The organism is Chryseobacterium sp. MEBOG06 (genome assembly GCF_021869765.1).
Classification (GTDB): Bacteria; Bacteroidota; Bacteroidia; order Flavobacteriales; family Weeksellaceae; genus Chryseobacterium.
The window spans coordinates 4,294,196-4,317,036 of sequence record NZ_CP084580.1; the positions used below are offsets into that span (position 1 = coordinate 4,294,196).

The 22,841-nt window shown below is 36.1% G+C and carries 19 protein-coding genes and 1 pseudogene; 11 read left to right on the top strand and 9 right to left on the bottom strand.

Annotated features, from left to right (window positions below; all coding sequences use genetic code 11):
- Nucleotides 1-23 precede the first annotated feature (23 nt).
- Entirely contained in the window at nucleotides 24-1,931 is a 1,908-nt protein-coding gene (locus tag LF887_RS19595; protein WP_236855932.1) for an ATP-dependent DNA helicase RecQ, read from the top strand.
- Between the two features lie 144 nt (nucleotides 1,932-2,075).
- Entirely contained in the window at nucleotides 2,076-3,026 is a 951-nt protein-coding gene (gene fmt, locus LF887_RS19600) for a methionyl-tRNA formyltransferase (protein WP_236855933.1), read from the top strand.
- 104 nt (nucleotides 3,027-3,130) lie between these two features.
- Here fmt and LF887_RS19605 read toward each other — a convergent pair whose 3' ends face one another.
- The 3 genes and pseudogenes from LF887_RS19605 to LF887_RS19615 form a co-directional block, all read right to left on the bottom strand.
- On the bottom strand, nucleotides 3,131-3,712 hold the full coding sequence (locus tag LF887_RS19605; RefSeq protein ID WP_236855934.1) for a Crp/Fnr family transcriptional regulator: 582 nt from the start codon (nucleotides 3,710-3,712) through the stop codon (nucleotides 3,131-3,133).
- A gap of 90 nt (nucleotides 3,713-3,802) precedes the next feature.
- A pseudogene (ribB, locus tag LF887_RS19610) lies at nucleotides 3,803-4,923 on the bottom strand (3,4-dihydroxy-2-butanone-4-phosphate synthase).
- Between the two features lie 68 nt (nucleotides 4,924-4,991).
- On the bottom strand, nucleotides 4,992-5,996 hold the full coding sequence (locus LF887_RS19615; protein WP_236855935.1) for an LLM class flavin-dependent oxidoreductase: 1,005 nt from the start codon (nucleotides 5,994-5,996) through the stop codon (nucleotides 4,992-4,994).
- Nucleotides 5,997-6,378: 382 nt separating this feature from the next.
- Between LF887_RS19615 and LF887_RS19620 the strand changes: the two genes are divergently transcribed.
- Complete coding sequence (locus tag LF887_RS19620; protein WP_236855936.1) at nucleotides 6,379-6,834, top strand: hypothetical protein; 456 nt, start codon at nucleotides 6,379-6,381, stop codon at nucleotides 6,832-6,834.
- The gene (locus LF887_RS19625) at nucleotides 6,835-7,272 is read left to right on the top strand and encodes a hypothetical protein (RefSeq protein WP_236855937.1); all 438 of its coding nucleotides are present in this window, start codon (nucleotides 6,835-6,837) and stop codon (nucleotides 7,270-7,272) included. It begins immediately after the preceding gene.
- A 41-nt stretch (nucleotides 7,273-7,313) separates the two neighbouring features.
- On the opposite strand, the gene LF887_RS19630 is transcribed toward LF887_RS19625, so the two are convergent.
- Entirely contained in the window at nucleotides 7,314-9,440 is a 2,127-nt protein-coding gene (locus LF887_RS19630) for a helix-turn-helix domain-containing protein (protein ID WP_236855938.1), read from the bottom strand.
- An 81-nt stretch (nucleotides 9,441-9,521) separates the two neighbouring features.
- Here LF887_RS19630 and LF887_RS19635 point away from each other — a divergent pair, with 81 nt between their 5' ends.
- On the top strand, nucleotides 9,522-9,980 hold the full coding sequence (locus tag LF887_RS19635) for a hypothetical protein (RefSeq protein WP_236855939.1): 459 nt from the start codon (nucleotides 9,522-9,524) through the stop codon (nucleotides 9,978-9,980).
- Between the two features lie 171 nt (nucleotides 9,981-10,151).
- On the opposite strand, the gene LF887_RS19640 is transcribed toward LF887_RS19635, so the two are convergent.
- Complete coding sequence (locus tag LF887_RS19640; RefSeq protein ID WP_236855940.1) at nucleotides 10,152-10,688, bottom strand: gamma carbonic anhydrase family protein; 537 nt, start codon at nucleotides 10,686-10,688, stop codon at nucleotides 10,152-10,154.
- Nucleotides 10,689-10,853: 165 nt separating this feature from the next.
- Here LF887_RS19640 and LF887_RS19645 point away from each other — a divergent pair, with 165 nt between their 5' ends.
- From LF887_RS19645 to hemH, 3 genes are read left to right on the top strand one after another with little or no spacing between them, the layout of a single operon-like run.
- The gene (locus LF887_RS19645) at nucleotides 10,854-11,732 is read left to right on the top strand and encodes a NifU family protein (protein ID WP_236855941.1); all 879 of its coding nucleotides are present in this window, start codon (nucleotides 10,854-10,856) and stop codon (nucleotides 11,730-11,732) included.
- A gap of 11 nt (nucleotides 11,733-11,743) precedes the next feature.
- Complete coding sequence (locus LF887_RS19650) at nucleotides 11,744-12,271, top strand: NADPH-dependent FMN reductase (protein ID WP_236855942.1); 528 nt, start codon at nucleotides 11,744-11,746, stop codon at nucleotides 12,269-12,271.
- 15 nt (nucleotides 12,272-12,286) lie between these two features.
- Nucleotides 12,287-13,321 (top strand): ferrochelatase, encoded by a 1,035-nt coding sequence (gene hemH, locus LF887_RS19655; protein WP_236855948.1) that lies wholly within the window; start codon nucleotides 12,287-12,289, stop codon nucleotides 13,319-13,321.
- Nucleotides 13,322-13,396: 75 nt separating this feature from the next.
- Here the strand turns inward: hemH and LF887_RS19660 are convergent, their stop codons facing one another.
- Together LF887_RS19660 and LF887_RS19665 are read right to left on the bottom strand one after the other, a co-directional pair.
- A complete protein-coding gene (locus tag LF887_RS19660; protein ID WP_236855956.1) occupies nucleotides 13,397-15,349 on the bottom strand; it encodes a M4 family metallopeptidase in 1,953 nt (650 codons plus the stop codon).
- A 352-nt stretch (nucleotides 15,350-15,701) separates the two neighbouring features.
- A complete protein-coding gene (locus tag LF887_RS19665) occupies nucleotides 15,702-16,922 on the bottom strand; it encodes a type IX secretion system plug protein domain-containing protein (RefSeq protein ID WP_236855957.1) in 1,221 nt (406 codons plus the stop codon).
- A 70-nt stretch (nucleotides 16,923-16,992) separates the two neighbouring features.
- On the opposite strand from LF887_RS19665, the gene LF887_RS19670 reads away from it, so the two are divergent.
- The 3 genes from LF887_RS19670 (at nucleotide 16,993) to LF887_RS19680 (ending at nucleotide 18,772) form a co-directional block, all read left to right on the top strand.
- Entirely contained in the window at nucleotides 16,993-17,631 is a 639-nt protein-coding gene (locus LF887_RS19670; RefSeq protein WP_236855958.1) for an MBL fold metallo-hydrolase, read from the top strand.
- 141 nt (nucleotides 17,632-17,772) lie between these two features.
- Nucleotides 17,773-18,336, top strand: coding sequence for a hypothetical protein (locus tag LF887_RS19675; RefSeq protein WP_236855959.1), 564 nt, complete (start codon nucleotides 17,773-17,775; stop codon nucleotides 18,334-18,336).
- Nucleotides 18,337-18,358: 22 nt separating this feature from the next.
- Complete coding sequence (locus LF887_RS19680) at nucleotides 18,359-18,772, top strand: hypothetical protein (protein WP_236855960.1); 414 nt, start codon at nucleotides 18,359-18,361, stop codon at nucleotides 18,770-18,772.
- Nucleotides 18,773-18,898: 126 nt separating this feature from the next.
- Here LF887_RS19680 and LF887_RS19685 read toward each other — a convergent pair whose 3' ends face one another.
- A complete protein-coding gene (locus tag LF887_RS19685) occupies nucleotides 18,899-21,340 on the bottom strand; it encodes a TonB-dependent receptor (RefSeq protein WP_236855961.1) in 2,442 nt (813 codons plus the stop codon).
- A gap of 22 nt (nucleotides 21,341-21,362) precedes the next feature.
- Nucleotides 21,363-22,841: a trehalase family glycosidase gene (locus LF887_RS19690; RefSeq protein WP_236855962.1), complete on the bottom strand. Its 1,479-nt coding sequence runs from the start codon at nucleotides 22,839-22,841 to the stop codon at nucleotides 21,363-21,365.

Sequence of the window (22,841 nt, forward strand, 5' to 3'; positions counted from 1 at the left end):
CTTACTTTCCTTATTTTTACAACATGATTTCGCCGCAGGACTTTCAAAAGCTAAAATATGATACTCTTAAGTATTTCTGGGGTTATACCGAATTCCGGGACTCTCAGGAAGAAATCATCAATGCTGTTATCAACGAAAAAGACACACTGGTTCTGTTACCCACAGGAGCAGGAAAATCTTTATGCTATCAGCTTCCGGCTTTACTGAAAGAAGGAACCTGCCTTGTCATTTCTCCGCTGCTGGCATTAATGAAAGACCAGGTAAATCAGCTTAAATTCAGGGGGATCGAAGCAGAATACCTTTCTTCAGAACTAGATGAGTATGATGCAGAAACCATTTATAACCGATGTAAAGAAGGCCTTACCAAATTACTTTACATTTCTCCTGAACGATTGACCAACAAACAGTTTCTTCAAAATATTGAAGAGATTCAACTGTCATTTATTGCTGTAGATGAGGCTCACTGTATTTCAGAATGGGGACAGGATTTCCGCCCTAGTTATCAGAATATAAAAGGATTCAGAAGCAATAATCCTGAAATTCCTTGTCTGGCTCTCACTGCTACTGCCACGCCAAAAGTTCTGAAAGAGATAAAAACAAAACTGGAACTCAGAGAGCCTTCAGTTTTTCAGAGAAGTTTTAAGAGAAATAATATCAGAATTTTTACAGAAGAAGTTGCCGATAAATTCCAGCGTGTCTTCGATATTTTAAAATACAACAACGATTCTGGAATTGTCTACGTCAGAACCAGAAAAGAAGCTGAACTGCTTACTGAGTTTCTGAAAAAAAATCAACTGAAAAACGTAGATTATTTTCATGCCGGCCTGACAACAAAAGAAAAAAATACTAAACAGAACCTCTGGAACAATAGTGACAACCATGTACTGATCTCTACAAATGCATTCGGGATGGGAATTGACAAAGATAATGTACGCTTCGTCATTCACTATTCTCCTGCAGCCTCTCTGGAAAATTATTATCAGGAAATCGGAAGATCCGGAAGAGATGGAAAAGAAAGTTTTGCTTTCATGCTTTGGAACCAGCAGGAACTTTTAAACTTCGACCAGATTTTAAAAAACCAGATTCCCAATAAAGGAGAGTTTTTAAAGATCATCAGCTACCTCTACTCTATTTTCCAGGTAGCAGAATTTGAACTGCCGGAGAAAACATTTCAGCTGAATACCGTAGGTATACAGAACTTCACAAAATCATCCCGGGCAAAGATCAATAATGTGCTTAATTTTCTGCACAATCAGGAAATTGTTTATTTTAATGACCACAAAAGCCTGTCATCCCTTGAACTTTTCATTAAATCTGATGAAATAGATCAACTCCCACAGAAAGATGCTCATTTTATAGAGCTTCTTTTCCGTACGGTATCAGGAATCACGACCCATAAGGTGATGTTCAGTGAACAGCAGGTAAGCAACAAAATTAATGTAGGTGTTCCTCTGATCAAAGAACGGCTGAAAGAACTTCAGCAAAAGAATTATCTTGAATATCTGGATGGCGCTCTGGCAAGCATTAAGTTTTTAAAACCCCGTGACGAACGAGCGATTAATAATGCTTATTGGAAGTTGTTTGAACATATTCAGAAAAATAAAATTCAGAAATGGGAAGAAATGAAATTTTATGTAGAAAATAACAACTACTGTAAAATGAAACTTATTCTCGCTTATTTCGGAGAAAAAAATTCAAAGAACTGTGGCCACTGTTCCGTTTGTGAAAAGAATAAACAATCTATTTTTGGAAAGAATGTTTCTCAGCAAATCATCAACCTTCTGGCCAAAAAACCTTCTACTATTGAAGAGCTTTCTATACAGCTAAGTTATCATTCTAAAGAAAATATTTTAGAAAATCTTATCTTCCTTTTAGATTCAGGGAAGGTAAGAATGCTCAATTTTAGAACCTATATTCTGAATCAGGATTAATTATTAATTGGTACTGTTTAGGTCTCTATCATTATAAAATGCAATGAATAATGATTGTCTTTTTATCCCTTTTTCGGAATAAATTTGAGCCGGTCTCTTTCATTTTCAATTTTCAGCTATTAACTAAAAACTTATCTTTGTACCATGAAATCATTGAAAGTCGTTTTTTTAGGGACCCCTGAGTTTGCAAAAACTTCTTTGGAGGCCATCCATCAATCTCGCCATCAAGTTGTAGGAGTAGTAACAGTTGCTGATAAAGCAAGCGGGCGAGGACAAAAAATCCATCAGTCACCGGTAAAAGTGTATGCTTCAGAAAATAATATTCCTGTTTTCCAGCCGGAAAAATTACGAAATCCTGAGTTTTTAGAGGAGCTTAGAAAGCTTGATGCTGATGTTTTTGTTGTTGTAGCATTCAGAATGATGCCTAAGGTTCTTTTTGAAATGCCTAAAATGGGAACATTCAATCTTCATGCTTCTTTATTGCCGGATTACAGAGGGGCAGCCCCTATCAACTATGCTGTAATTAATGGTGAAGAAAAAACGGGTGCCACTACATTCTTCATTAATGAAAAAATAGATGAAGGAAATATCCTTCTTCAGGAAGAACTGACTATTTTACCGGATGAAAATGCAGGAAGCCTTCATGACAGGCTCATGGAAATGGGCTCTAAGCTGGTAGTTAAAACATTAGATGGTTTGGCCGAAAACACAATTGAAGAAAGGCCTCAGCCTGAGGTTGAACACCCTAAAAATGCTTATAAAATTTTTAAAGAAGATACTAAAATTAACTGGGTTGCTTCTTCAAAAACAGTACATCAGTTCATTCTTGGAATGTCACCCTATCCTGCTGCATTCACGGTTTTAAACATTGAAGACGAAGAAAAAGGATTAAAGATATTCAATGGGAAATTTGAAATTTCAGATCACAGGCAGCCTTCCGGAACATTAGAGATTTCAAAGAACGAATTTAAAATCTATACAGAAGATGGAATATACTATCCTCTGGAACTTCAACTGGAAGGGAAAAAGAGAATGATGATAAAAGACTTTCTGAATGGTTTCCGAAACTTTGACGGAATAACCCTTAAAGGTTAAATACTGAAAAAATACAAAGATAAAAGTCACCAAAGTTTTAAGTTTTAAACCCTTTTGTGACTTTTTTTTTCTGCTTTTAAACGAGTTACTGACCTGTATAATAATCAGCCTCTGCTTGCGATCTTCCTGCGGATTCTGCTTATAAACTCAGGAGTGACCCCCAAATAAGCCCCAATCTGAATATTGGTAAGGCGGTGAGCAATTTTAGGATAATCCTTTAAAAAATCACCATAGCGTTCATCCGAAGGTTTGCTTAAATTATCAATGATTCTACGCTGTAATGCAACAATCGACATCTGGAATTTAAGCCTCATCAGTTTTTCAATTTCCGGCATTTCCTGATAAAATCTTTCTTTATCTTTTTTCGAAATCAACAGAATTTCACTGTCTTCAAGAGCCTGAATATTGAGCTTGGAGGGTATACGGTTGACAAAACTGTCTATATCCGAGATCCACCAGTTTTCAACGGCGAAATATAAAATCTGCTCCACAGCATTATGATGGGTATGAAACACTTTAAAACAGCCACTCATCACAAATCCTTCAAATTCGCAGATGTTTCCTTCTGTCAGCAGAAATTCCTTTTTCTTTATTTTATGAAGGGTAAAAACGTTACAATATTGATCCAGATTTTCATCTGAAATTTCAATGTACTCCCTAATGTGTTTTTTTAAAGACTCAGTCATGGTTTAAAAATAAAAAAAGGTTTAGAAAAATCCTAAACCTTTATATGTTCACTAGCAAGTCATAGTGAAAAATCACTATAATCCTCTATATTATAATTGTACCAGCTCAGTAACCTCCACGTCATATCCTCCTACCTGAGGTTTGATTCCTGGGTTTTGAGTGATTACTTTAAACTTATTAATTCCGAGATTTTTTAAGATCTGTGTTCCAATGCCATAATCTCTGTAATTGTAAGCCAGAGTCGGATGCTGCTCCTGCCCGTCCTGATAATTAAGGAACTGCTGAAGTTTTCTTAATGTATTTTCAGAATTTGAAACGTTATTGATAAAGATAATAGCTCCTTTTCCTGCTTCATTCACCATACCCGTAACTTTTTCCAATAAAGGCTTTTCACCGTTATTCAATCTTGTTAATACATCGAAATAAGAATCAGAAGACTGTACTCTTACCAAAACAGGTTCATCTACCGTCCATGCTCCTTTCGTTAAAGCAAAATGGATCTGATCATTGGAAGTCTCTCTGAAAGCATAAAAATCAAACTCACCATAATGCGTTTTTACTTTTTTCTCTTCAAGTCTTTCAACCAGGTTTCCTTTTTTAAGCTGATAATGAATCAAATCTTCAATAGAAACAATCTTCATATCATGTTTTTGAGCAAAAGCATGAAGCTCAGGCAAACGAGACATTGTACCGTCTTCGTTCATGATCTCACAGATTACCCCCCTTCTTTCAAACCTGCTAAATGAGTAAGATCAATTGCAGCTTCTGTATGTCCTGCTCTCTTTAATACACCTCCTTTTCTAGCGCGAAGTGGAAAAATATGTCCAGGTCTCATGAAATCCGTAGGTTTGGACTTTTCATCCATCAAAGCTAAAATTGTTTTTGCTCTGTCTCCTGCCGAAATACCTGTAGATGTTCCGTTCCCCAAAAGGTCAACAGATACTGTAAAAGCTGTTTCCTTAGGATCACTGCTTCTGCTTACCATTACTTCCAATCCAAGATCATCACATCTTTTTTCAGGAAGCGGCATACAGATCAGCCCTCTCCCATGAAGAGCCATAAAGTTGATGATTTCAGGTGTTGTCAGTTCTGCAGCACAAAGAAAATCTCCTTCGTTTTCTCTGTCTTCATCATCTACTACTATGATTATTTTACCATTTCTAAGGTCTTCAATAGCCTCCGGAATAGTATTTAATTTAATATCAGACATCTTTACTTTTTATTTTGTGCAAAGATACTTATAAAAATAAGCATCTGCCAATTAATATGAATGCTTTATTACGCTTTGGATAATGAGTTTACCGCCTCTCTGAAAATTTCGTAAGATCTAAGTCTCTTCTGATGATCATAAATGTGCGAATTGATCATCAGCTCATCCACATTAAACTTTTCCTGAAAACTTTTCATCTTTTCCTGAATTTCAGTCTGGTTTCCTATAAAAGTATATCTCAGTTTCTGCAAAACCATAGATTTCTCCATAGGCGACCAGATGTCATCCATATCATCTACCGGTGGAGCAAATGGTTTTCTGTCATTTCTCACAATATTGATAAAGGCCTGAAATAAAGTAGTAGAAATCTTGTGTGCTTCTTCAGAAGTGTCGGCAGCTACTCCATTTACGCAGGCAATGATATAGGGTTTATCCAAATATTTTGACGGTTCGAAATGCTCTCTGTAGATTTTAAAAGCCATTTCCATCTGCTCAGGGGCAAAGTGTCCGGCAAAAGCATAGGGCAATCCAAGTTCAGCAGCCAGCCACGCACTATCCGTGCTAGATCCTAAAATATAAAGTGGCACATCCAATCCTTCTCCAGGAATAGCACGTACCATAGCATCCGCATTTTCTTTAGAAAAATAACGCTGAAGTTCCAGGATCTGTCTAGGAAACTGTTCGTTGATAATAGCAGGATTTCTCCCTAATGCCTGAGCAGTCAGCCCGTCAGTTCCCGGAGCTCTTCCCACTCCAAGGTCTATTCTCCCGGGAAATAAAGATTCCAGTGTTCCAAATTGTTCCGCAATGATTAGAGAACTATGATTCGGGAGCATGATTCCCCCTGAACCAACTCTGATTTTTTTTGTCCCATTGGCAATAAAACCAATTAAAACCGATGTGGCAGAACTCGCAATACTTTCCATATTGTGGTGTTCAGCCAGCCAGAATCTTTTATAGTCTAAATTTTCAGTGTGATTAGCTAAAGATAAACTGTCCTGAAAGGTATCGTGAATACTTTTTCCCTGCTTTACGGGAGCAAGATCAAGTACCGATATTTCAAAATTTTTCATATTTTAAATTTAAGGTTTAAAACCAAACAAATTTAAACCAATAAAATCGCATTAGTTACTTTTTGTAATTGATAGGATTGATAGTGCAGTTCAGGAAAAAACTATTATAAATAATTCTTCATTTTCCTGTTTTTCATTATGTCGTTCAATGAACATTTCTTTATTTCTTATATTTGATTGTTGAGATCATCTGTAAATCCATCTCAATATTTTATTTATGAATATTTTCAAGTCAATTTTGAACAGCTTTAAGAAAGTAATTCAGACTAATACAAGATTTGCCCATCAAATAATTTGGAAATAATGAAAATACAGTATATGATATTATACCATAACTTACTAACAGTTAAAATTATAAATATCACCCAATTAATATTAAGCCATGAAATCTAAAATAATGTATATTGAAAATAAATCCTCCGGCCACTACGGATCAGCATGGATTAGTTTTGTAGAATTTTCAAAATCAGGACAAACTGTATATTTTAATAATAAAGCCTTAAAAAAACTTAAAAACCCTGGAATAAGTGGAAATCACTTTGATATAGAAACAGGAGAAGAATATTGGGTGTCAGGTGTCAAGAAAAATGGACAGGACAGACACCAATTTGGAGGAGGAAAGATTATGCTTGATAAAAACTCTGTGGATGAATACTTAAAATTGGTAGATTTTAATATCATTGATGAAAACCATTTTGAAATTGTTGAGTGTATGAAAACTGACAAAAGTAGATTTAATGAAATAGAAAATACAGGAACTGAATTCAGAAACGAAAGTTTTTACGCCAGTTTTTATGACAACAACCGAAGAAAATTAATATTAGATACTAAAATTTAAATGAAAAATTTTTATTTATTCATGATCTCATTGCTTTTAATGAGCTGTTCATTCAATCAGACTTTCAAAGACAGGGAATCGGATAAGGATGATGGTGAACAAATTCCAAAAAAATTTTACTGGGAACTTAAATATGGAAATAACCAGGAGAATATTTATAAATTGTTTGGGGAGAAATTTTTTGAAGTCACAGACAAAGAAAAGCTTGCAAAATTGCTTGATATCACTAATAAAATTGGCTCTGTTCAGGAATACAATCTTGTAAAATGGGAAACAATGATTGTGAAAGGAAGCAATGCACGAAGTCAATATTTCTTTATGTACGATGTAAAAAGAGGAACTAAAAAAACTGAAGAATCTTTTACTTTAGAAAAAAATAAAGAAGGAGATATAAAAATCGTTGGTTACAGAATAAATCAGGATTTGCTAAGCGAATAGAAATAAAAAAGGTTTTGAATATTGTCAAAACCTTTTTTATATTACTTATTACTCTCCTTTTTATAATTATAATGATTGATTAAAATCCTGATCTCATTAAATTCAAAATCGCTCGGCAGCGCATTTTTCCACTCTGTTAAAGTTTCGCGTGGATTACTGTAGAACTCCGTTTCAAAAACTTTAATCTTATCAGAGGTAATGACTCTCGAGATATCCAGTAATCCCTGCTCTGCAAATTTCGCAAGATGTCCTATTACCGTTTCTTTTACCAAACCTCTTTCAAAAGCAATTTCACCGATGGTTTTTCCCTGTTCAAACAATTGGAAGGTTAAAACCTGTGACGGAACTTTAGCAATTTTCAGATTGATTTCTTTATCATTCTTTTCATCTAAAAGTTTAGTTTCAAGAAGGTGAATATCTTTCAGACTGTTTAAATATTCTTCAATATCTTCCAGCCAGTTTTTAAATTCTTCGTTGTATTGCTTCAAGCCTTTAGCTCCTTTGATTTCAGCATAAAACTCCTTCAAAGGATCAAATATTTTATTTCTGGTTTCTGTAAAAAAGAAATTAACGGCTCCTTTTGATTTGCTTTCAATTTCAGACCACTCTTCTTTTTCACCAATAAAATTATTAACCTTCTGGAAAATGATGCGCTCCAGTTTTTCAAAGATTTTCCCAAGGTTTACCGCCTCATGTTTTAGCTGCAGATAAAGCTGCTTGCTTTTTACGTGGTCAATATTTTTAGTAACAATTGAAAGATTATTCCAGTCTTCAACCTCTTTCAAAAACCATTGGCAGTCTATTGTGCGAAGTACTTTTCGGACACTGTAATCATACTTTTCCTGATTCAGTATGGCTTCAACATGATCATTGGCCACTGTATCTGTATGAAAATGCAGAATTCGTTCATCTTTAAAGATAACTTCAGGAGTAATTCTTGATTTTAAAACAATGCCTTCCAACGTTCTGCAACGCGATAGTGCAACGTATACCTGACCTGCTGTAAAACTTTTCCCTGCATCAATAATTACCTTATCAAACGTCAGTCCCTGACTTTTATGAATAGTAACAGCCCAGGCAAGTTTTATAGGAAACTGCTCAAAACTTCCCAGAACTTCTTCCTGAATATTTTTATCGGTATCAAGGAAATATTTTTTCTGCTCCCAGGTTTCTCTTTTTACAACGATTTCCCTTTCACTTTCATCCAGTACTACGCGGATCTCATTTTCATCCAATCCAATAATTTCACCTAATTTACCATTGAAATATTTCTTTTCCCCGGAAATATCATTTCTGATAAACATAATCTGTGCTCCAATTTTCAATTCTAAAAACTGCTCATTGGGATATTGGTTTTCTTTAAAATCTCCAACAAGTTTAGCCTCAAAAGTTTGTGCATCCACTTTGATTCCTGCTAATTTCTCCTGATTGATCTCGTCGGCCATCCTATTATGGGAACACAGATAGACATAGGATTCTTTTCCCATATCAAAATCGGGATCATATCTTTTATTAAGAAGATCAAAGTCTATATTCGCCACATCTCCGTCACGGATAGCATTCAGGATTTCAAGAAATTGTTCATCAGACTGACGGTATACTTTTGTAAGCTCAATGGTGACAATTGGAATATCTTTAATAGCATGGCTGTCAAAAAAGAAAGGAGAATTGTAATACATTTTCAGAATATGCTCATCCCTTACTACTGGTGGCAGCTGATAAAGGTCTCCAATAAAGAGCATTTGTACTCCGCCAAACCTCTGGTTATTTCTTCTGATAAACCTTAACGAGAAATCCATCATATCCAGCACGTCGGCTCTCAACATGGAAACCTCATCAATAATGATAATCTCAACCTCTCTTAAAAGCTTGAGTTTATCTTTCCGGTATTTGAAATGGGGCATCAGATCGGCAATATTATTGGCCAAGCTGGTATCTATTCTTTCTGTAGTAGGAAGAAAGGTTCTCAACGGTAATCCAAACATAGAGTGAATCGTAACTCCTCCTGCATTGATAGCCGCAATCCCGGTGGGAGCTATCACAACATGTTTTTTCTTTGTCCGTCTTACAAAATCATTAAGAAATGTCGTTTTACCTGTCCCGGCTTTACCAGTCAGAAAAACGCTTCTGTTCGTGTACTCTAATAAGTCAAAAAAATGATTGTTCATCGTTGTCAAAAATACGGAAATCAATTGAATTTCTTACCTTGGCATAAGTTTTGAAAATTCTTAAAAAGAAAAAAGTTTACTGTGAAAAAAATTTTACTTCATATTCCGATACTAGTATTATGTACTACAATGAGCCTTATTTCCTGTAATGCGTCAAAGAATACCAATATCAATCTCCCTGTTGATATTGCTGACAGGCCTACTGATGAAGACAGTCAGAAATATGATCAGGCTCAACTGGATAAATTAAAAGCATCCATTGAATCTGAAGTTTCAGGAGAAAAATGTACGGATGCCAGTGACTGGGCATTTGCACCAATGGGTGTCAAATCCTGTGGCGGACCTCAGCAGTATATTGCCTATCCTAAAGAAAAAGAAACTGCATTCTTAGAAAGAGTTAATGACTACACAGAAAAAGTAAGGATTTTTAATGAAAAATACAATATCATGTCTGATTGTACAGTAATTCCCTCTCCTACCGCTCTAAAGTGTGTGAAAGGAAAGGTAAGACTGATTACGCCGGACAATGATCCAAAATAAAACAAAGGTTCAATATCAAATCGACAAAAGCTCCCTCATTAGACGGAGCTTTTGTATTTATTATGTATTTATAGAAAAATTTAGGGTGAAATTATTCAAAAATACCTCTATAATAATTTTTTATATAGATAGATAATGGTTATTTACCCTTAAATTTTGTTCCTCAAATTCCTATAATTCGTAATCTTTCACATTTTCTTTATACCATGAAGAATATTTCACGTAGTTATCGGCAATTCTATTCACTTCACCTTCCAGTAACTGCGCATTAATATCTTTAATCTTTTTTGCCGGAACACCTCCCCAAACTTCTCCGGATTTAATATGCGTTCCCTGAGTTACTACTGAACCTGCTCCAACAATAGAATTTTCTTCTACCAGGCAGTCATCCATTACAATCGCTCCCATTCCGATCAGTACGTTATCATGGATTGTACATCCATGTACAATTGCATTATGACCGATAGAAACATTGTTTCCAATATTCAAAGGGTGTTTCTGATAGGTACAGTGCAGCATTGCATTATCCTGAACGTTTACCTTGTTTCCCATTTTGATGTAATGAACATCTCCCCTGATTACTGCATTGTACCAAACGCTGCAGTCTTTTCCCATGGTAACATCTCCAATGATTGTAGCTGTTTCAGCTAAAAAAGTATTCTCTCCGATCTGTGGGATTTTTCCTAAAAGTTCTTTTACAAGTGCCATAGTTTTAATTTGAAAATTTATATTGAGCTCATTTTGAAAAGTTACATTTTTCCCTCTAATTTTCGACATCTAACTTCTAAATTATAGTGATAGCAAAAATCTAACTCTCAATTTCCAGCTTCTAACTTCTAATGCGTATTTTTGTATCTCAAATTTAACGAAAAAATGCGTACCGTACTTATAGAACCAACCGAAAACCCGAAAGTAATGAAGTTTGTAACAGATTACAATCTTATTCCCGGGTCATTAGAGTTGGACAGAAACTCAGATATTTCAGAAATTCCTTTAGCACAGGAACTTTTTAATTATCCTTTTGTAGAAAGAATTTTCATCACGGCTAATTTTGTAGCTGTGGCAAAGCAGGATACTATTGAATGGGAACATGTTGCTGAAAGTCTGAAAAATGTGATTGAAGACGAATTATTGGCTAACCCTAGAATTTATCTTCAGAAGAAAAAAGAGATGTATCAGATCTATGCTGAAATGACTCCGAATCCAAATGTAATGAAATTTGTTTCAAGCAAATTACTTATGGATGGTTTCGTAGAAGTAAAATCAAAAGAAGCTGCAGAGGAAGTTCCTTTGGCGCTGGCTATTTTTAAAGAGTTTGATTTTGCCACTGAAGTTTTTATTTCTGATAATTTCGTAGCAGTCACAAGAGACAATTCTGTAGAATGGCATCAGGTAATGATGACTGTTCGTGCTCTTATTGCTGAACATCTTCAAAACGGAGGCGAGATATCAAAGATTGAACCTCAGAAACACGAAAACCCTGTTGAAAAAATCATCAATAGAGATTATACGGAAGTTGAGCAGAAAATTTCTGATATATTAAATGAATATGTAGCTCCTGCAGTGGAGAACGACGGTGGAAAAATTTCTTTAATGGAATATGATGAGGCTAACAAAACTGCAAAAATGCTTCTACAGGGAGCATGCTCAGGATGTCCAAGTTCTACTGCTACTCTGAAAAACGGAATTGAAAATATTTTAAAACAATTCGTTCCGGATCTTGTAGAAAAAGTAGAAGCGGTAAATGGATAATTCAGTTGTAAATGCTTCCTGACAATAGGATTGTAGTTATTATTGGAAGTGCCTCAAAAAATTCCAGTAATCAGAGACTGATTGAGCAGGTATTAGAGAAGAATGCTGATGCAGATTTCCAGATCTATAATGATCTTTCTGTCCTTCCACATTTTGATACTGAACTCACGGATCTGAATACCCCGGAAGAAGTTTTGAAAATAAGAGAAGATATTCAACACTCGGCAGGCATTATATTTTCGACACCAGAATATATTTTCAGTATTCCCGGCCGGTTAAAAAACCTGTTGGAATGGTGTGTTTCCACGACTGTTTTTTCTGAAAAACCAGTTGCTGTAATCACTGCCTCTGCAAGTGGAGAAAAAGGACATGAGGAATTATTGTTGATTGTAAAAACTCTTGGGGCCAAAACAGATGATAAACATCAGCTATTGATAAAAGGGATAAAAGGCAAATTTGACAGCAATGGCTTGCTTGAAAGTGATACCTTTGCTAAAGTAGAAAAATTAGTAACAGATTTCACAAGCTCTGTTTCATAATTAAAATTTAGAATATTGAATAATAAAGGAATTTTACTGGTCAATCTTGGATCACCAAGATCTACAGCTGTAAACGATGTAAGGGAATATCTTGATGAATTTTTGATGGATGAGAGGGTGATCGATTACCGCTGGATCTTTCGTGCACTTCTCGTTCAGGGAGTTATTTTGAAAACAAGACCTGCAAAATCTGCTGAAGCGTATAAAACAGTTTGGACAGATGAAGGTTCTCCTCTGATTTTCATTACAGAAAGAATACAGAAAAAACTTCGGAAAGTGGTGGATGTTCCGGTAGAAATCGGAATGAGATATGCGGAACCAAGTATTGAAACCGGTATTCAGAAGCTGGTAGATCAGGGAGTATCAGAAATTGTTCTTTTTCCTTTATATCCTCAGTATGCCATGAGTACAACGGAAACTGTTATTGAAAAAGCGGAAGAAGTAAGAAAAAAGAAGTTCCCAAAAGTAAAGATCAATTATATCCAGCCTTTCTACAATAGGGAGATTTATATCAACTGTCTGGCAGAAAGCATTAAAGAGAAGCTTCCTGAAAATTTTGATGCCCTGCAGTTTTCTTATCATGGGGTTCCTGAAAGGCATCTCTATAAAACAGATCCGTCCGATACGTGTAAAATTGATGATGCCAACTGTATCAATAGTCAGGTAGACACTCACAACGCATATTGCTACAGACATCAATGTTATAAAACTACGGAAGCCGTAATTGCTAAAATGGGACTTCCAAAAGAAAAGACAATTGTTTCTTTTCAGTCAAGATTAGGAAAAGATAAATGGATTGAACCTTATACAGATGAAACCTTGGAAACCATCCCTAAAAAAGGTGTAAAAAATCTGGCTATTGTTTGTCCCGCATTTGTTTCAGACTGTCTTGAAACATTGGAAGAAATTTCTGTAGAAGGAAAAGAGCAGTTTATGCATGGTGGTGGTGAAAGTTTCCAATATATTCCCTGCCTGAATGATGAAGACCGCTGGATTGATGTAGTAAAAACACTTTGCGAAGAGAAACTGAATGATTTTTACCTGGTATAATTCTCTTTGTTCAAAATACATGAAAGGCCGCAAATATTTTGCGGCCTTTTCATTGAAATATATTAAAAATTTGGTTTACTTTTTAATCAGATTTCCTGCTTTCTGCCCGTTGACCATTACAATATATACTCCAGGAAGAATATTGGAAGGAAGCTGTACATTCAATCTATTGATACCATCCGTAATTTCTACCTTTTCAGAAATTTCTCTTTTTCCTGTTAAGCTTATCAATTCTATGGTTCCTTTTCCTTGTTTTCCTTCAAAGGCTACTGTGAATCTGTCTGTTGCCGGATTTGGACTTATTGTATAAAGCGGAGTATCTGCTACTGCTGCTTTTCCTGCCGGAGAAGTTCCTCCACCCACGCCTACAGCATTCCAGGCATTAGTTACCTGCGTCACCTCATTACTGCCTGCTCCATATAAATCTGCGGCTGCCTGAAGAGAGTAAGTTCTTGTATTGGCATAAGTAGATGACGAAGTAAGATAGGAAGTTAATGTTCTGTAAGCAATAGCCGCTGCTTTATCCAGTCCGATTCCTGAGACATTATAAGCAAAGCCTTTATCATTAGTTCCAGATCCTCCTGTCACTAATAAATAATACCAAAAGTTAAGAACTCCCGAATTGGTATGTACCCCGCAATAATCATTAGCCTGACTAGGGGAAGCACATCCTGAAGTAGTGGTTGCCTTCCAGTAAGTTCCCAAATAGGTATCCGGCTGACTGTAGGCATTAGGATTCGCCATATCTCTTATGACATAGCTGAAATCTTCTCCCAGTGTCCAGCTTGCCTGAGTAGGTCTTGCCCAACGTTCGATGGAATTTCCAAAAATATCAGAAAAGCCTTCATTCAAAGCTCCGGATTCTCTCTGGTAAGCAAGGTTTGCTGTTTTGGAGGTCATCCCGTGGGTAATCTCGTGGCCGCAAACATCAATTGCTGTTAAAGGTTTTCCTCCATTCGTAGTAGAACTTCCATCTCCATAAGTCATTCTTGAACCATCCCAAAATGCATTAAAATAATTGGTAGAATAATGTACATATGATTTGATCGCAAAGTTGTTATTATCAATACTCTTTCTCCCGAATTTTGTATACAGATAGTCCAACGTCATTTCTGCTCCCCAATGGGCATCAGTAGCATATTGATCTTTATTGGCATTCACATTATTCCATATATTATCTGTATCTGTAAAATCAACAGCGGTGGAATAATTGGTCCCTTTTTTCAAATTATAAGTTTCTACGGCGGTTCCTCCGTTTCTTCCTGTTTCCCTCAACCTGTAACTTCCATTATAAGAATCGGTTACAATATTCCGGTTACCACTGTAACCTGTTGTAGCAGTTCCCGGACTATTTACTTCATGAATGATCGCATCTACGCCCAGAACTTTCCCATCCTTTGCATCTACAAAAACATATTGTCTGCTTAATGGTTTTTCTGCATAAATATCAAATTTATAAGCTAATCTCAGCTCACTTAATCTTTCATCATCAGGGTCTGAATAATAGACAAGTTCTCCCTTCGGAGCAAAGCTTGCTTTAGGATCACCGGATTCTTTTTTAAGAAAATCCTCTTCTTCCCTGTTTTGCCACTTGTAAACATCTGCTCTTACAAAAGATAAAGCACTTTGCAATGCTGTACTTTCAGAAATATTGGCTTTTTTATCCATTCTTTGTGGAAGCTGCAAAACCCATTTTCCTGTTTCTCCTACAATCTTTCCATCCTTGGTTTGTACAGCCATCATTCCGTATTCTACAGGAATGTCATTAACGGTCTGTTGAAAACGGTAAGTTTCAAATCCCAGCGCGTCTTTTTCCAGCCCAAGTTTTCTTGCCTGACCTGGTGAAAGCCTCTGAGAAGTTTCGTCAAATAAAACCGGGCTTCCCTGGAAAGCAGGTCCGTCTTTTTCAAATCGCATAAAATCTGCGTGTAATCCGATTTTACCCGGAACTAATTTTGATGGTGTGCTTTGTCCAAAAACAAAAGAGCAGGCAGCAATACTTACTGCTAAGATAAATTTTGTTTTCATAATAATATTTTGTTGGTTGTGAAAACGAATTTATAAACTTTTCACAATATATTGATTTATTATTTAATAAAAATTCAATTGATAAAATAAATCAATAAACAAAACACAATAATGATTTTAAAAAAAAGAAAATAATTTAAATATAATTTTATCGCAATGTATATTTTTGATTAATATATTTAATTAAAATCAATATTTTGTGAATTAATTTTTTCGTTATGCAGCACATTATATCATCTGTTAAATTGATTTCTGATATTTCAACAGTATAATCCATAAAGCAAAGGCCATCTCCTTCGAGACGGCCTGTTTAATTTCACCATTTACTATATTGAAATTATGTAAAAGATTATTAACGCTTATTTCCAATAGGAGTTCTGAACTCTCCATACCCCATTAATCCATCATAGTTTCTTCCAAAAGGTGCATAGTATAAAAAGGCCTGATATAAGTTTTCTGCCTGCCAGAAATTACCATTTACTTCGCCAAAATCCAAAGGCCCATTGCCTTGCTTGGTTGCTAAAACATAATTATAAAATCCTTGCTTCAGAAATATTCTGGCAACATACTGTTTGGTGGCCGGATCATACTGCATCTGATTTTCTTTAGCAGGCATAAAATTATTGAACCCTCCCAGAACATAGATATCCCTATCTACAGGATCTGAGTCCAGATAGAAATAAACCCACGAATAGTCTGCTTCTCTCTCCGCATCTCTTTCTCTTCCTAAATCATTCCTTCTGTAATACCATGCCCCATTCACATCGGGCTGATACTGATAATTGAGAGGGAAAGCCCATACGGGGTGCAGATAAGTCTGATTAACATCATCTTTTATTTCGGTTGCCCGAACCATGTCTGCCGCAATATTCATATTTTTATTATCGAAATAATAAAATTCATTGTCTCCAGGAAAAGCAAGATTCATCTGCTGGAAAAGCAGTTGATTTCCTAACACAGTACTTGCTTTCTGGTTCGTAATAACCATATTTGGATTATTATTCTGCATTACATTCAGAGTCATGGAGTTGACATTTGAAGAGATATCTCCTCCTGCCGAACTTGCTTTCACTTCTACCCTTTGGTTCAGGTTTGGATTTCTTGCGTCTGCTAATCTTGAAATATTTAAAGCCATGGTAGCACCATTTTCCACCAAATAGAAACGTTTTTTAAAGAGAGGTTGATCTGCAGAATCCTGATACACGATCAATTCATAATTTCCTGAAATCTTTGGCTGTATTTTATCATTTGGAAAAGTCAGCTTATAGTGTGTATAAGCCTGAAGTGTATTGAAAGAATACTGGAACTGATCAAGAAGTGCATTCATGCTTCCCGCTGCAAATTCTGTAAAAAACAGGTTATCATCATTCCAGTTTCTGTCATAATGTTTGATGGTATACCGGTAGATATTACTGCCATTGGTAAGATCATCAAAACTTAACACCAACTGTTCTCCCATCTTGATTACGGGAGTTTCGTCATTGGTCTGAGGGTTGAACAGCTGAATACTTTGGATCTTTTGTCCAAAAGCCAGCCCACCCAAAGAGAGTAAGAGTATTCGCAAAGTTTTCATTATGACGAAGATAACGAAAAATAGCCATTTTCTTAATAATATCGTATTTTTGAATAAAAAATATTCAGTTATGCTTCAGATTCAAGGCTTCGTATTCAACTTCGCAAGTGAAAATACATACATCCTTTACAACGAAAATAAAAATGCCTGGTTAATTGACCCGGGAAATATGAATGCACAGGAAACTCAGGCAATTAGTAATTTCATTACTGAAAATGGGCTGAAAATCCAGAAAATTCTTCTGACGCATGCTCATATTGATCATGTCTTTGGGCTTCAGTGGGCTTTTGATACCTTCAAAGTTCCGGTCAATATGCATCAGGAAGATCAGGATGTTTTGGATATGCTTCAGGCAAGCGGAGTAAGATTCGGGATGAAGATCGATCCTGTAAAAGTAGATATTGAATATATAAAAGAGGGAGACGAATTGGAACTGGATGGAGAAAAATTCAAAATTTACCATGTTCCGGGGCATTCTCCGGGAAGTATAGTTTATCATAATGAAAATCAGAAATTCATGATCTCCGGTGATGTCCTTTTTGAAGGCAGTATCGGAAGAACAGATTTGTATAAAGGAAATTATGATCAGCTGATCGATGGGATTAAAACAAAGCTTTTTGTTTTGGACAATGATACTCAGGTATTTTCAGGGCATGGAAACCCTACTTCGATTGGGTTTGAAAAACAATACAATCCGTTTCTGAAGTAAAAAAATTAAAACTCCAAAGATTACAAATTGGTATTTCCATAAATTGAACCTTGTTGTAATGAAATATATTGTACATTTCTTTGAAACAGGGTTCTTTTGAACTATAATTTTGGAAATACACCTCTACTAAATAACCACTCATTGAAAAACTCAATAAAAATAGGAAATCATTACTATGATATCAACAGTGAACATTTCTCGCTGGAATGGGGAGAATCTTTAAATAATTTCAATGAGTTGTCTTATCTGAACCAGTTCCCCAATCTTACCTCTGCAACTTTTACCAATACCAACCTCAACGATGAAGGTTTGGCCCATGTATCCAACTGCAGAGGGATTGAAAATTTAGATTTACAGGATACTGAAATTACTAATGACGGTTTACAATATTTACAGAATCTAAAACTAGTGAAGTATCTTCGATTAAAAGACAACTCACAACTTACAGACGACTGTATTCCCCATTTGATGAAATTGTATTATTTACAGAATTTGCAAATACAAGAAACATCAATTACTGAAAATGGATTGAAAAAATTAACGGCATTACAGTGTCTTGACATGCTTGTTATTGACGTTTATGACAACAATTACAAATTTGACAGTCTTTTACAAATATCTCGTGAGCTTCCGGATTGTGAGATTTTGGCAAAAGGGAATGGATCATTCCGTAATGGTAAATTTAAGGGAAGATGGGAGCATTAAAATTGGGCGTAGAATAAAGTTTATGGACAAAGCATACAACATAAATCAGATTGAGACTGTATTTGATTTGCTGGTATCAGATTCACCCTATTTGAAAAAAAATTGGGATGAATATTACAATAAAGAATATAAAGACAGTCGTGAGCGACTTTTGTATTTTGATATGATGGCGATCAGTGCTTTCGTAATAGAGTTATTTCAAAAGAAAAAATCGAAAGATCTTCAATCATTTTTTGATAAAGTTGAAATCGTCCTTAAGGATGCTGATTCCGAAGTTAAAAATTTAATTTTGTCGGGATTAATAGAGGGTATTCAACAAATATGTCAGTATGAAAATATTGATATGCGATACGAATTTAACACCTGGCTCTCACCTTTAACCCAAAAGAACTGGGATGAAATAACGGACTTCTTTACATTTGATTCAACAGAATAATAGATCAACACTCTATATACACGTAAGACAATCTAAATAGAAATCACAAAAAATTGTCTAACAGGACAAAACAAAACCGCCAGGGAAATCAGTCCTGACGGTTTCATTGTTATAAAGAAATAGTGTTTAGAAATCTAATGTGATGGAAGCTCTGGCTGCAGCACCCATGATAGGTCTCGCCATTCTGATGTTTCCTACAGTGGAAGTTGACCTTGGGTCTCCTTCGGTAATTCCAATTGTATTAAAGATATTGGTTCCGTCTACAGCAAAGCGGATTTTCCCCAGCTGATAAGACATTCCTGCGCCAAATTCGGTGAACGAAGGCAGAATATTATCATCGGTATTTCCTTCATTCTGGAAACGTTTTCCATAATAATTCATGCTTACATAACCTCTCCATTCTTTGGTAATATTCACAGCAGGAGAAATATTAAAATAGAACTTCGGCATTCTTCGTACTAGATTTCCATCGTAATCAAATGTAGAACCATCTGCATTTCTTCCTTTAAAATCTTTATACTTCGGATTCTGAATCGTTCCGTTAAAAGTAACTTCAAGAATATTGTTGAACAGTCTTGTATACCCTTCGATCTCTACCCCAATATTGGTGGTATTGGCAAATTTATTCTCAGAAGTTCCGTCCGAGAAAACATCTGTGAATGAAAGATTTTTCAAGGTGGAGTAAAACGGAATTACGGCAATATCAAATGTACGGGAATAGTATTTATATCCTATTTCCAGCTGATTGGTCAGTACAGGTTTGATCTGGCTCAGATTGGTCATATTGTTGTAATACGCTTCTTCATTCGGAGATCTGAAACCATTGGAAAAGCGAGCGTATACTGCATTTTCTCTATTGATCTTATAATTCGTTGCCAAGGTATAAGAAACCTTGTTTACATCATAATACCAATACGTATACTGATTTCCCAGAACAGACATATTATCATCTGCTGTGGTTGTCGCAAAGCTGTGCGTTCCGTCAGTGGTCAGTCCGGAATTATTAAGATTAGCCTTAGTTGTATTCACTCCGTATCCTTTATAATAATCACGGCTGTAGCGAATTCCACCGTTGAAGCTCCAGGCATCGGTGATATTATAATCCAAATTCAGGTATACATCGTTCAGACTTCCCTGGATTTGTGAATTTCTGAGCAGAAACGACATCGCTGTAATACCGTTATAAGTTTTGGAATATCCTGTGCTTGACGGAGTAAGAGAAGTATCTACCAGATTCAGTAACTCCGGTCTGTCTGTGGCTGTTGTAAGAATATTACTCCAGTTCCAGTACTGGGTCGACTTCCAGTTTGATTTATAAAAACCAGCCGTCACATTTCCTTTATCGAATTTATAATTGAACTGAAGGTCATTGACGAAATTATTCATCTTCTTGTCGATTGCCCAGAAACCAAGCTCCTGTACAAACTGAGGATTAACAACTCCCCCACCGCTTGCTAATGAATACTGGTAATTATTTCCGGAAATACCGCTTTTCTTTGCAAAATCTGCCGCTGTATACGGAGCTCCTGCTGGGAAAATCCCGGTGTAATTCATATCGATATTCGTATATCTTGTTTTGTTTAAAACCGTAAAATTATTTCCGAGATCATATTTAAACTCTGCTCCTACAACATCTACTTTCGGATGGATTCCGTTTTCAAGATCTCTACTGAAAAAACCTCCCCCAGCTTGCGGAATGTTAAGCTGTCCGATATTTCTGTAGCTGTAAGTTCCGTAGTTTGCATCAAATCCGGGGAATTCTTTCAACGTATTTCCATCCTGAAGCAAAGGAATAGGAAGATAGAATGTATTTCTGTCATCCAGTTTTTTATAATAAACCTTCACATAACCTTTATCCAATACATACTTCAGGTTCATTCTCACCTGTCCGCCATTGTTTGCTTTAAAACCCGTTTTCCGGATGCCGTCATCTGTTCTGTAAAATCCGCCAACGTTAAAAAATAATTTATCTTTCACTAAGGCTCCTCCCAGATTAAGATCTGTACGCATCAATCCATAGGTACTGGTTTCAATCTTTGCTGTTCCTTTAAAATCATTAGTCCCTTCTCTGGTAATAAAATTGATAAGCCCTCCTGGAGAATTATTGGCATAAATAGATCCTGAACCTCCTCTCAAAGCTTCTAAACGGCTCACTGAATTATCTACACGAAAGAAATTATCTGCGTTGGCAAACTGGAGAGCACCATCTTCAAAAACCGGAAGACCATCTTCCTGCACCTGTACAAATTCATAAGCTCCGGCAGAAGGGATTCCCCTTGCGAAAAGGTTATTTCCCACCTCTCCTCCTGAAGTTTCTACAGCGAATCCCGGTACTCTCTGCAACAAAGCTGCGGCACTGATAGGATTCTGCTTTTGAATTTCCTTGGCACTAAATGTTGAAATTGCAGTACTGGACTCTATTTTTTTCTTTGGACTGGAATTTCCAGTAATGACAATCTGATCGATAGAAGAAACTTTTGCAGAATCCTGCGGAGTTTCCTGGGCGTAAGCATTATTAAAGTATAACGTAGCTGTTGCGGCGATTAAAAAGATTGATTTTTTTTTCATAGCCTTATTTTTATTGTTAGTTTCAGTTTTGTTGTAATTTTAAATACACTCCATTCGTCCAACCAAATCCATCCTGATTAGGGTACTCCCCGCCGCCTGCTATCGTTTCTGTATCTAATGCGTTGTATTTTTCCATCAGTTTTCCGGTGTTTTTGTAAACTCTTTCTACATTATAACACCAGTTATTTTTTATTTTCTCTGCCAGTTCATGGAACCCATAATTTTTCATGGCTTTAAAGCCCAGCCACTGATAAGGTGCCCACGCGTTGGGTAGATCCCACTGCTGTCCCGAATTCTTTGTAGTTGTTACCAAACCTCCCTGGTATAGGAACTTGTCGCCCACTGCTTTAGCAATAGCCTCAGCCTGCTTATCCTCTGCAATTCCAAAAAATAATGGGTAAAGAGCCGCAATATGTTCAGACGGTGTTACTGTGTTTTTTTTAATATGATAATCTTTGTAAATCTCTGTATTTTCATCCCAGAAATATTTATTGATCATCTGTCTTCGCTTTGCTGCTCTTTCAGTAAAATAATTTTCTTTTTCCTTAAAATTCTGAAACGCCGAAGATTTTGCCAGGGTCTTTTCCAAATGCCACAAAAGACAATTCAGATCTACTTCTGCAAGATTCAGCGTTTCTATGGTCTGTATATGTTCCCCGTCTGCAAACCATCTGCTGGAAAAATCCCAGCCTGACTCACAGCCGCTTCTTATATTTCTGTAAAACTCTTCTCCTGAAGCACTTTCTTCATCTTCAATATCAATCAGATAGCTTTCAGGACGCGGAGAATTCTCAGCATCATAATAACGGTTCAGAATATCTCCGTCATTAGTTTTGACCACTCTTTTTATACCTGATCCTTTTTCAAGATCTTTTTCTCCATTCATCCAAAAGGCGTATTCTTTTTCCAGGCTGTCATGGTATTTTGTATAGATTTCTTCTTTATGGGTGGTTTCAAAAAGCAGATCCAGCATCAATGAAAAATAAGGAGGCTGCGAACGGCTTAAGAAATGTGTTCTGCTCGCATTCGGGATAAACCCGACATTCTGGATCAGGTAAGAGCAGTTTTCCACAATATTTTCCATCATCTCTACCCTGCCGGAAACCTGAAGCCCCAGCATAATAAAATAGCTGTCCCAATAGAAAAACTCATTGAAACGTCCTCCCGGAACAATGTAAGGCTCCGGCAATTTCAGAAGAGTTCCTTTTTCTTCATAAGCGGTACGGGTAAGCTCATCCCAAAGTTTTTCAATATGCTCCTTAATCGGCAGTTGGTTTTCTCTGTGAATAGAAATCTTTCCAAGAAAATCAAAATGAGACATGACAAACTCCTTAAGATCAAAACCTTCATTGTTCTTTAATTTTTCGTAATCCTCATTGATCTTAATGATGGGAAATAATGGAACAGCATCTGTCATCATTTTTTGATCTTCAAAGATTTCAGATCTCTGTACAGCATCAAAAAGGTTTTGAATTTCGTTGATATAAAGTTGATTATTCAT

Excerpts from the sequence above, each read along its gene's own strand:
- LF887_RS19595 (WP_236855932.1), top strand. The coding sequence starts at position 24 with ATGATTTCGCCGCAGGACTTTCAAAAGCTAAAATATGATACTCTTAAG.
- fmt (WP_236855933.1), top strand. The coding sequence starts at position 2,076 with ATGAAATCATTGAAAGTCGTTTTTTTAGGGACCCCTGAGTTTGCAAAA.
- LF887_RS19605 (WP_236855934.1), bottom strand. The coding sequence starts at position 3,712 with ATGACTGAGTCTTTAAAAAAACACATTAGGGAGTACATTGAAATTTCA.
- LF887_RS19615 (WP_236855935.1), bottom strand. The coding sequence starts at position 5,996 with ATGAAAAATTTTGAAATATCGGTACTTGATCTTGCTCCCGTAAAGCAG.
- LF887_RS19620 (WP_236855936.1), top strand. The coding sequence starts at position 6,379 with ATGAAATCTAAAATAATGTATATTGAAAATAAATCCTCCGGCCACTAC.
- LF887_RS19625 (WP_236855937.1), top strand. The coding sequence starts at position 6,835 with ATGAAAAATTTTTATTTATTCATGATCTCATTGCTTTTAATGAGCTGT.
- LF887_RS19630 (WP_236855938.1), bottom strand. The coding sequence starts at position 9,440 with ATGAACAATCATTTTTTTGACTTATTAGAGTACACGAACAGAAGCGTT.
- LF887_RS19640 (WP_236855940.1), bottom strand. The coding sequence starts at position 10,688 with ATGGCACTTGTAAAAGAACTTTTAGGAAAAATCCCACAGATCGGAGAG.
- LF887_RS19645 (WP_236855941.1), top strand. The coding sequence starts at position 10,854 with ATGCGTACCGTACTTATAGAACCAACCGAAAACCCGAAAGTAATGAAG.
- LF887_RS19650 (WP_236855942.1), top strand. The coding sequence starts at position 11,744 with ATGCTTCCTGACAATAGGATTGTAGTTATTATTGGAAGTGCCTCAAAA.
- LF887_RS19660 (WP_236855956.1), bottom strand. The coding sequence starts at position 15,349 with ATGAAAACAAAATTTATCTTAGCAGTAAGTATTGCTGCCTGCTCTTTT.
- LF887_RS19665 (WP_236855957.1), bottom strand. The coding sequence starts at position 16,922 with ATGAAAACTTTGCGAATACTCTTACTCTCTTTGGGTGGGCTGGCTTTT.
- LF887_RS19670 (WP_236855958.1), top strand. The coding sequence starts at position 16,993 with ATGCTTCAGATTCAAGGCTTCGTATTCAACTTCGCAAGTGAAAATACA.
- LF887_RS19680 (WP_236855960.1), top strand. The coding sequence starts at position 18,359 with ATGGACAAAGCATACAACATAAATCAGATTGAGACTGTATTTGATTTG.
- LF887_RS19685 (WP_236855961.1), bottom strand. The coding sequence starts at position 21,340 with ATGAAAAAAAAATCAATCTTTTTAATCGCCGCAACAGCTACGTTATAC.
- LF887_RS19690 (WP_236855962.1), bottom strand. The coding sequence starts at position 22,841 with ATGAATAATCAACTTTATATCAACGAAATTCAAAACCTTTTTGATGCT.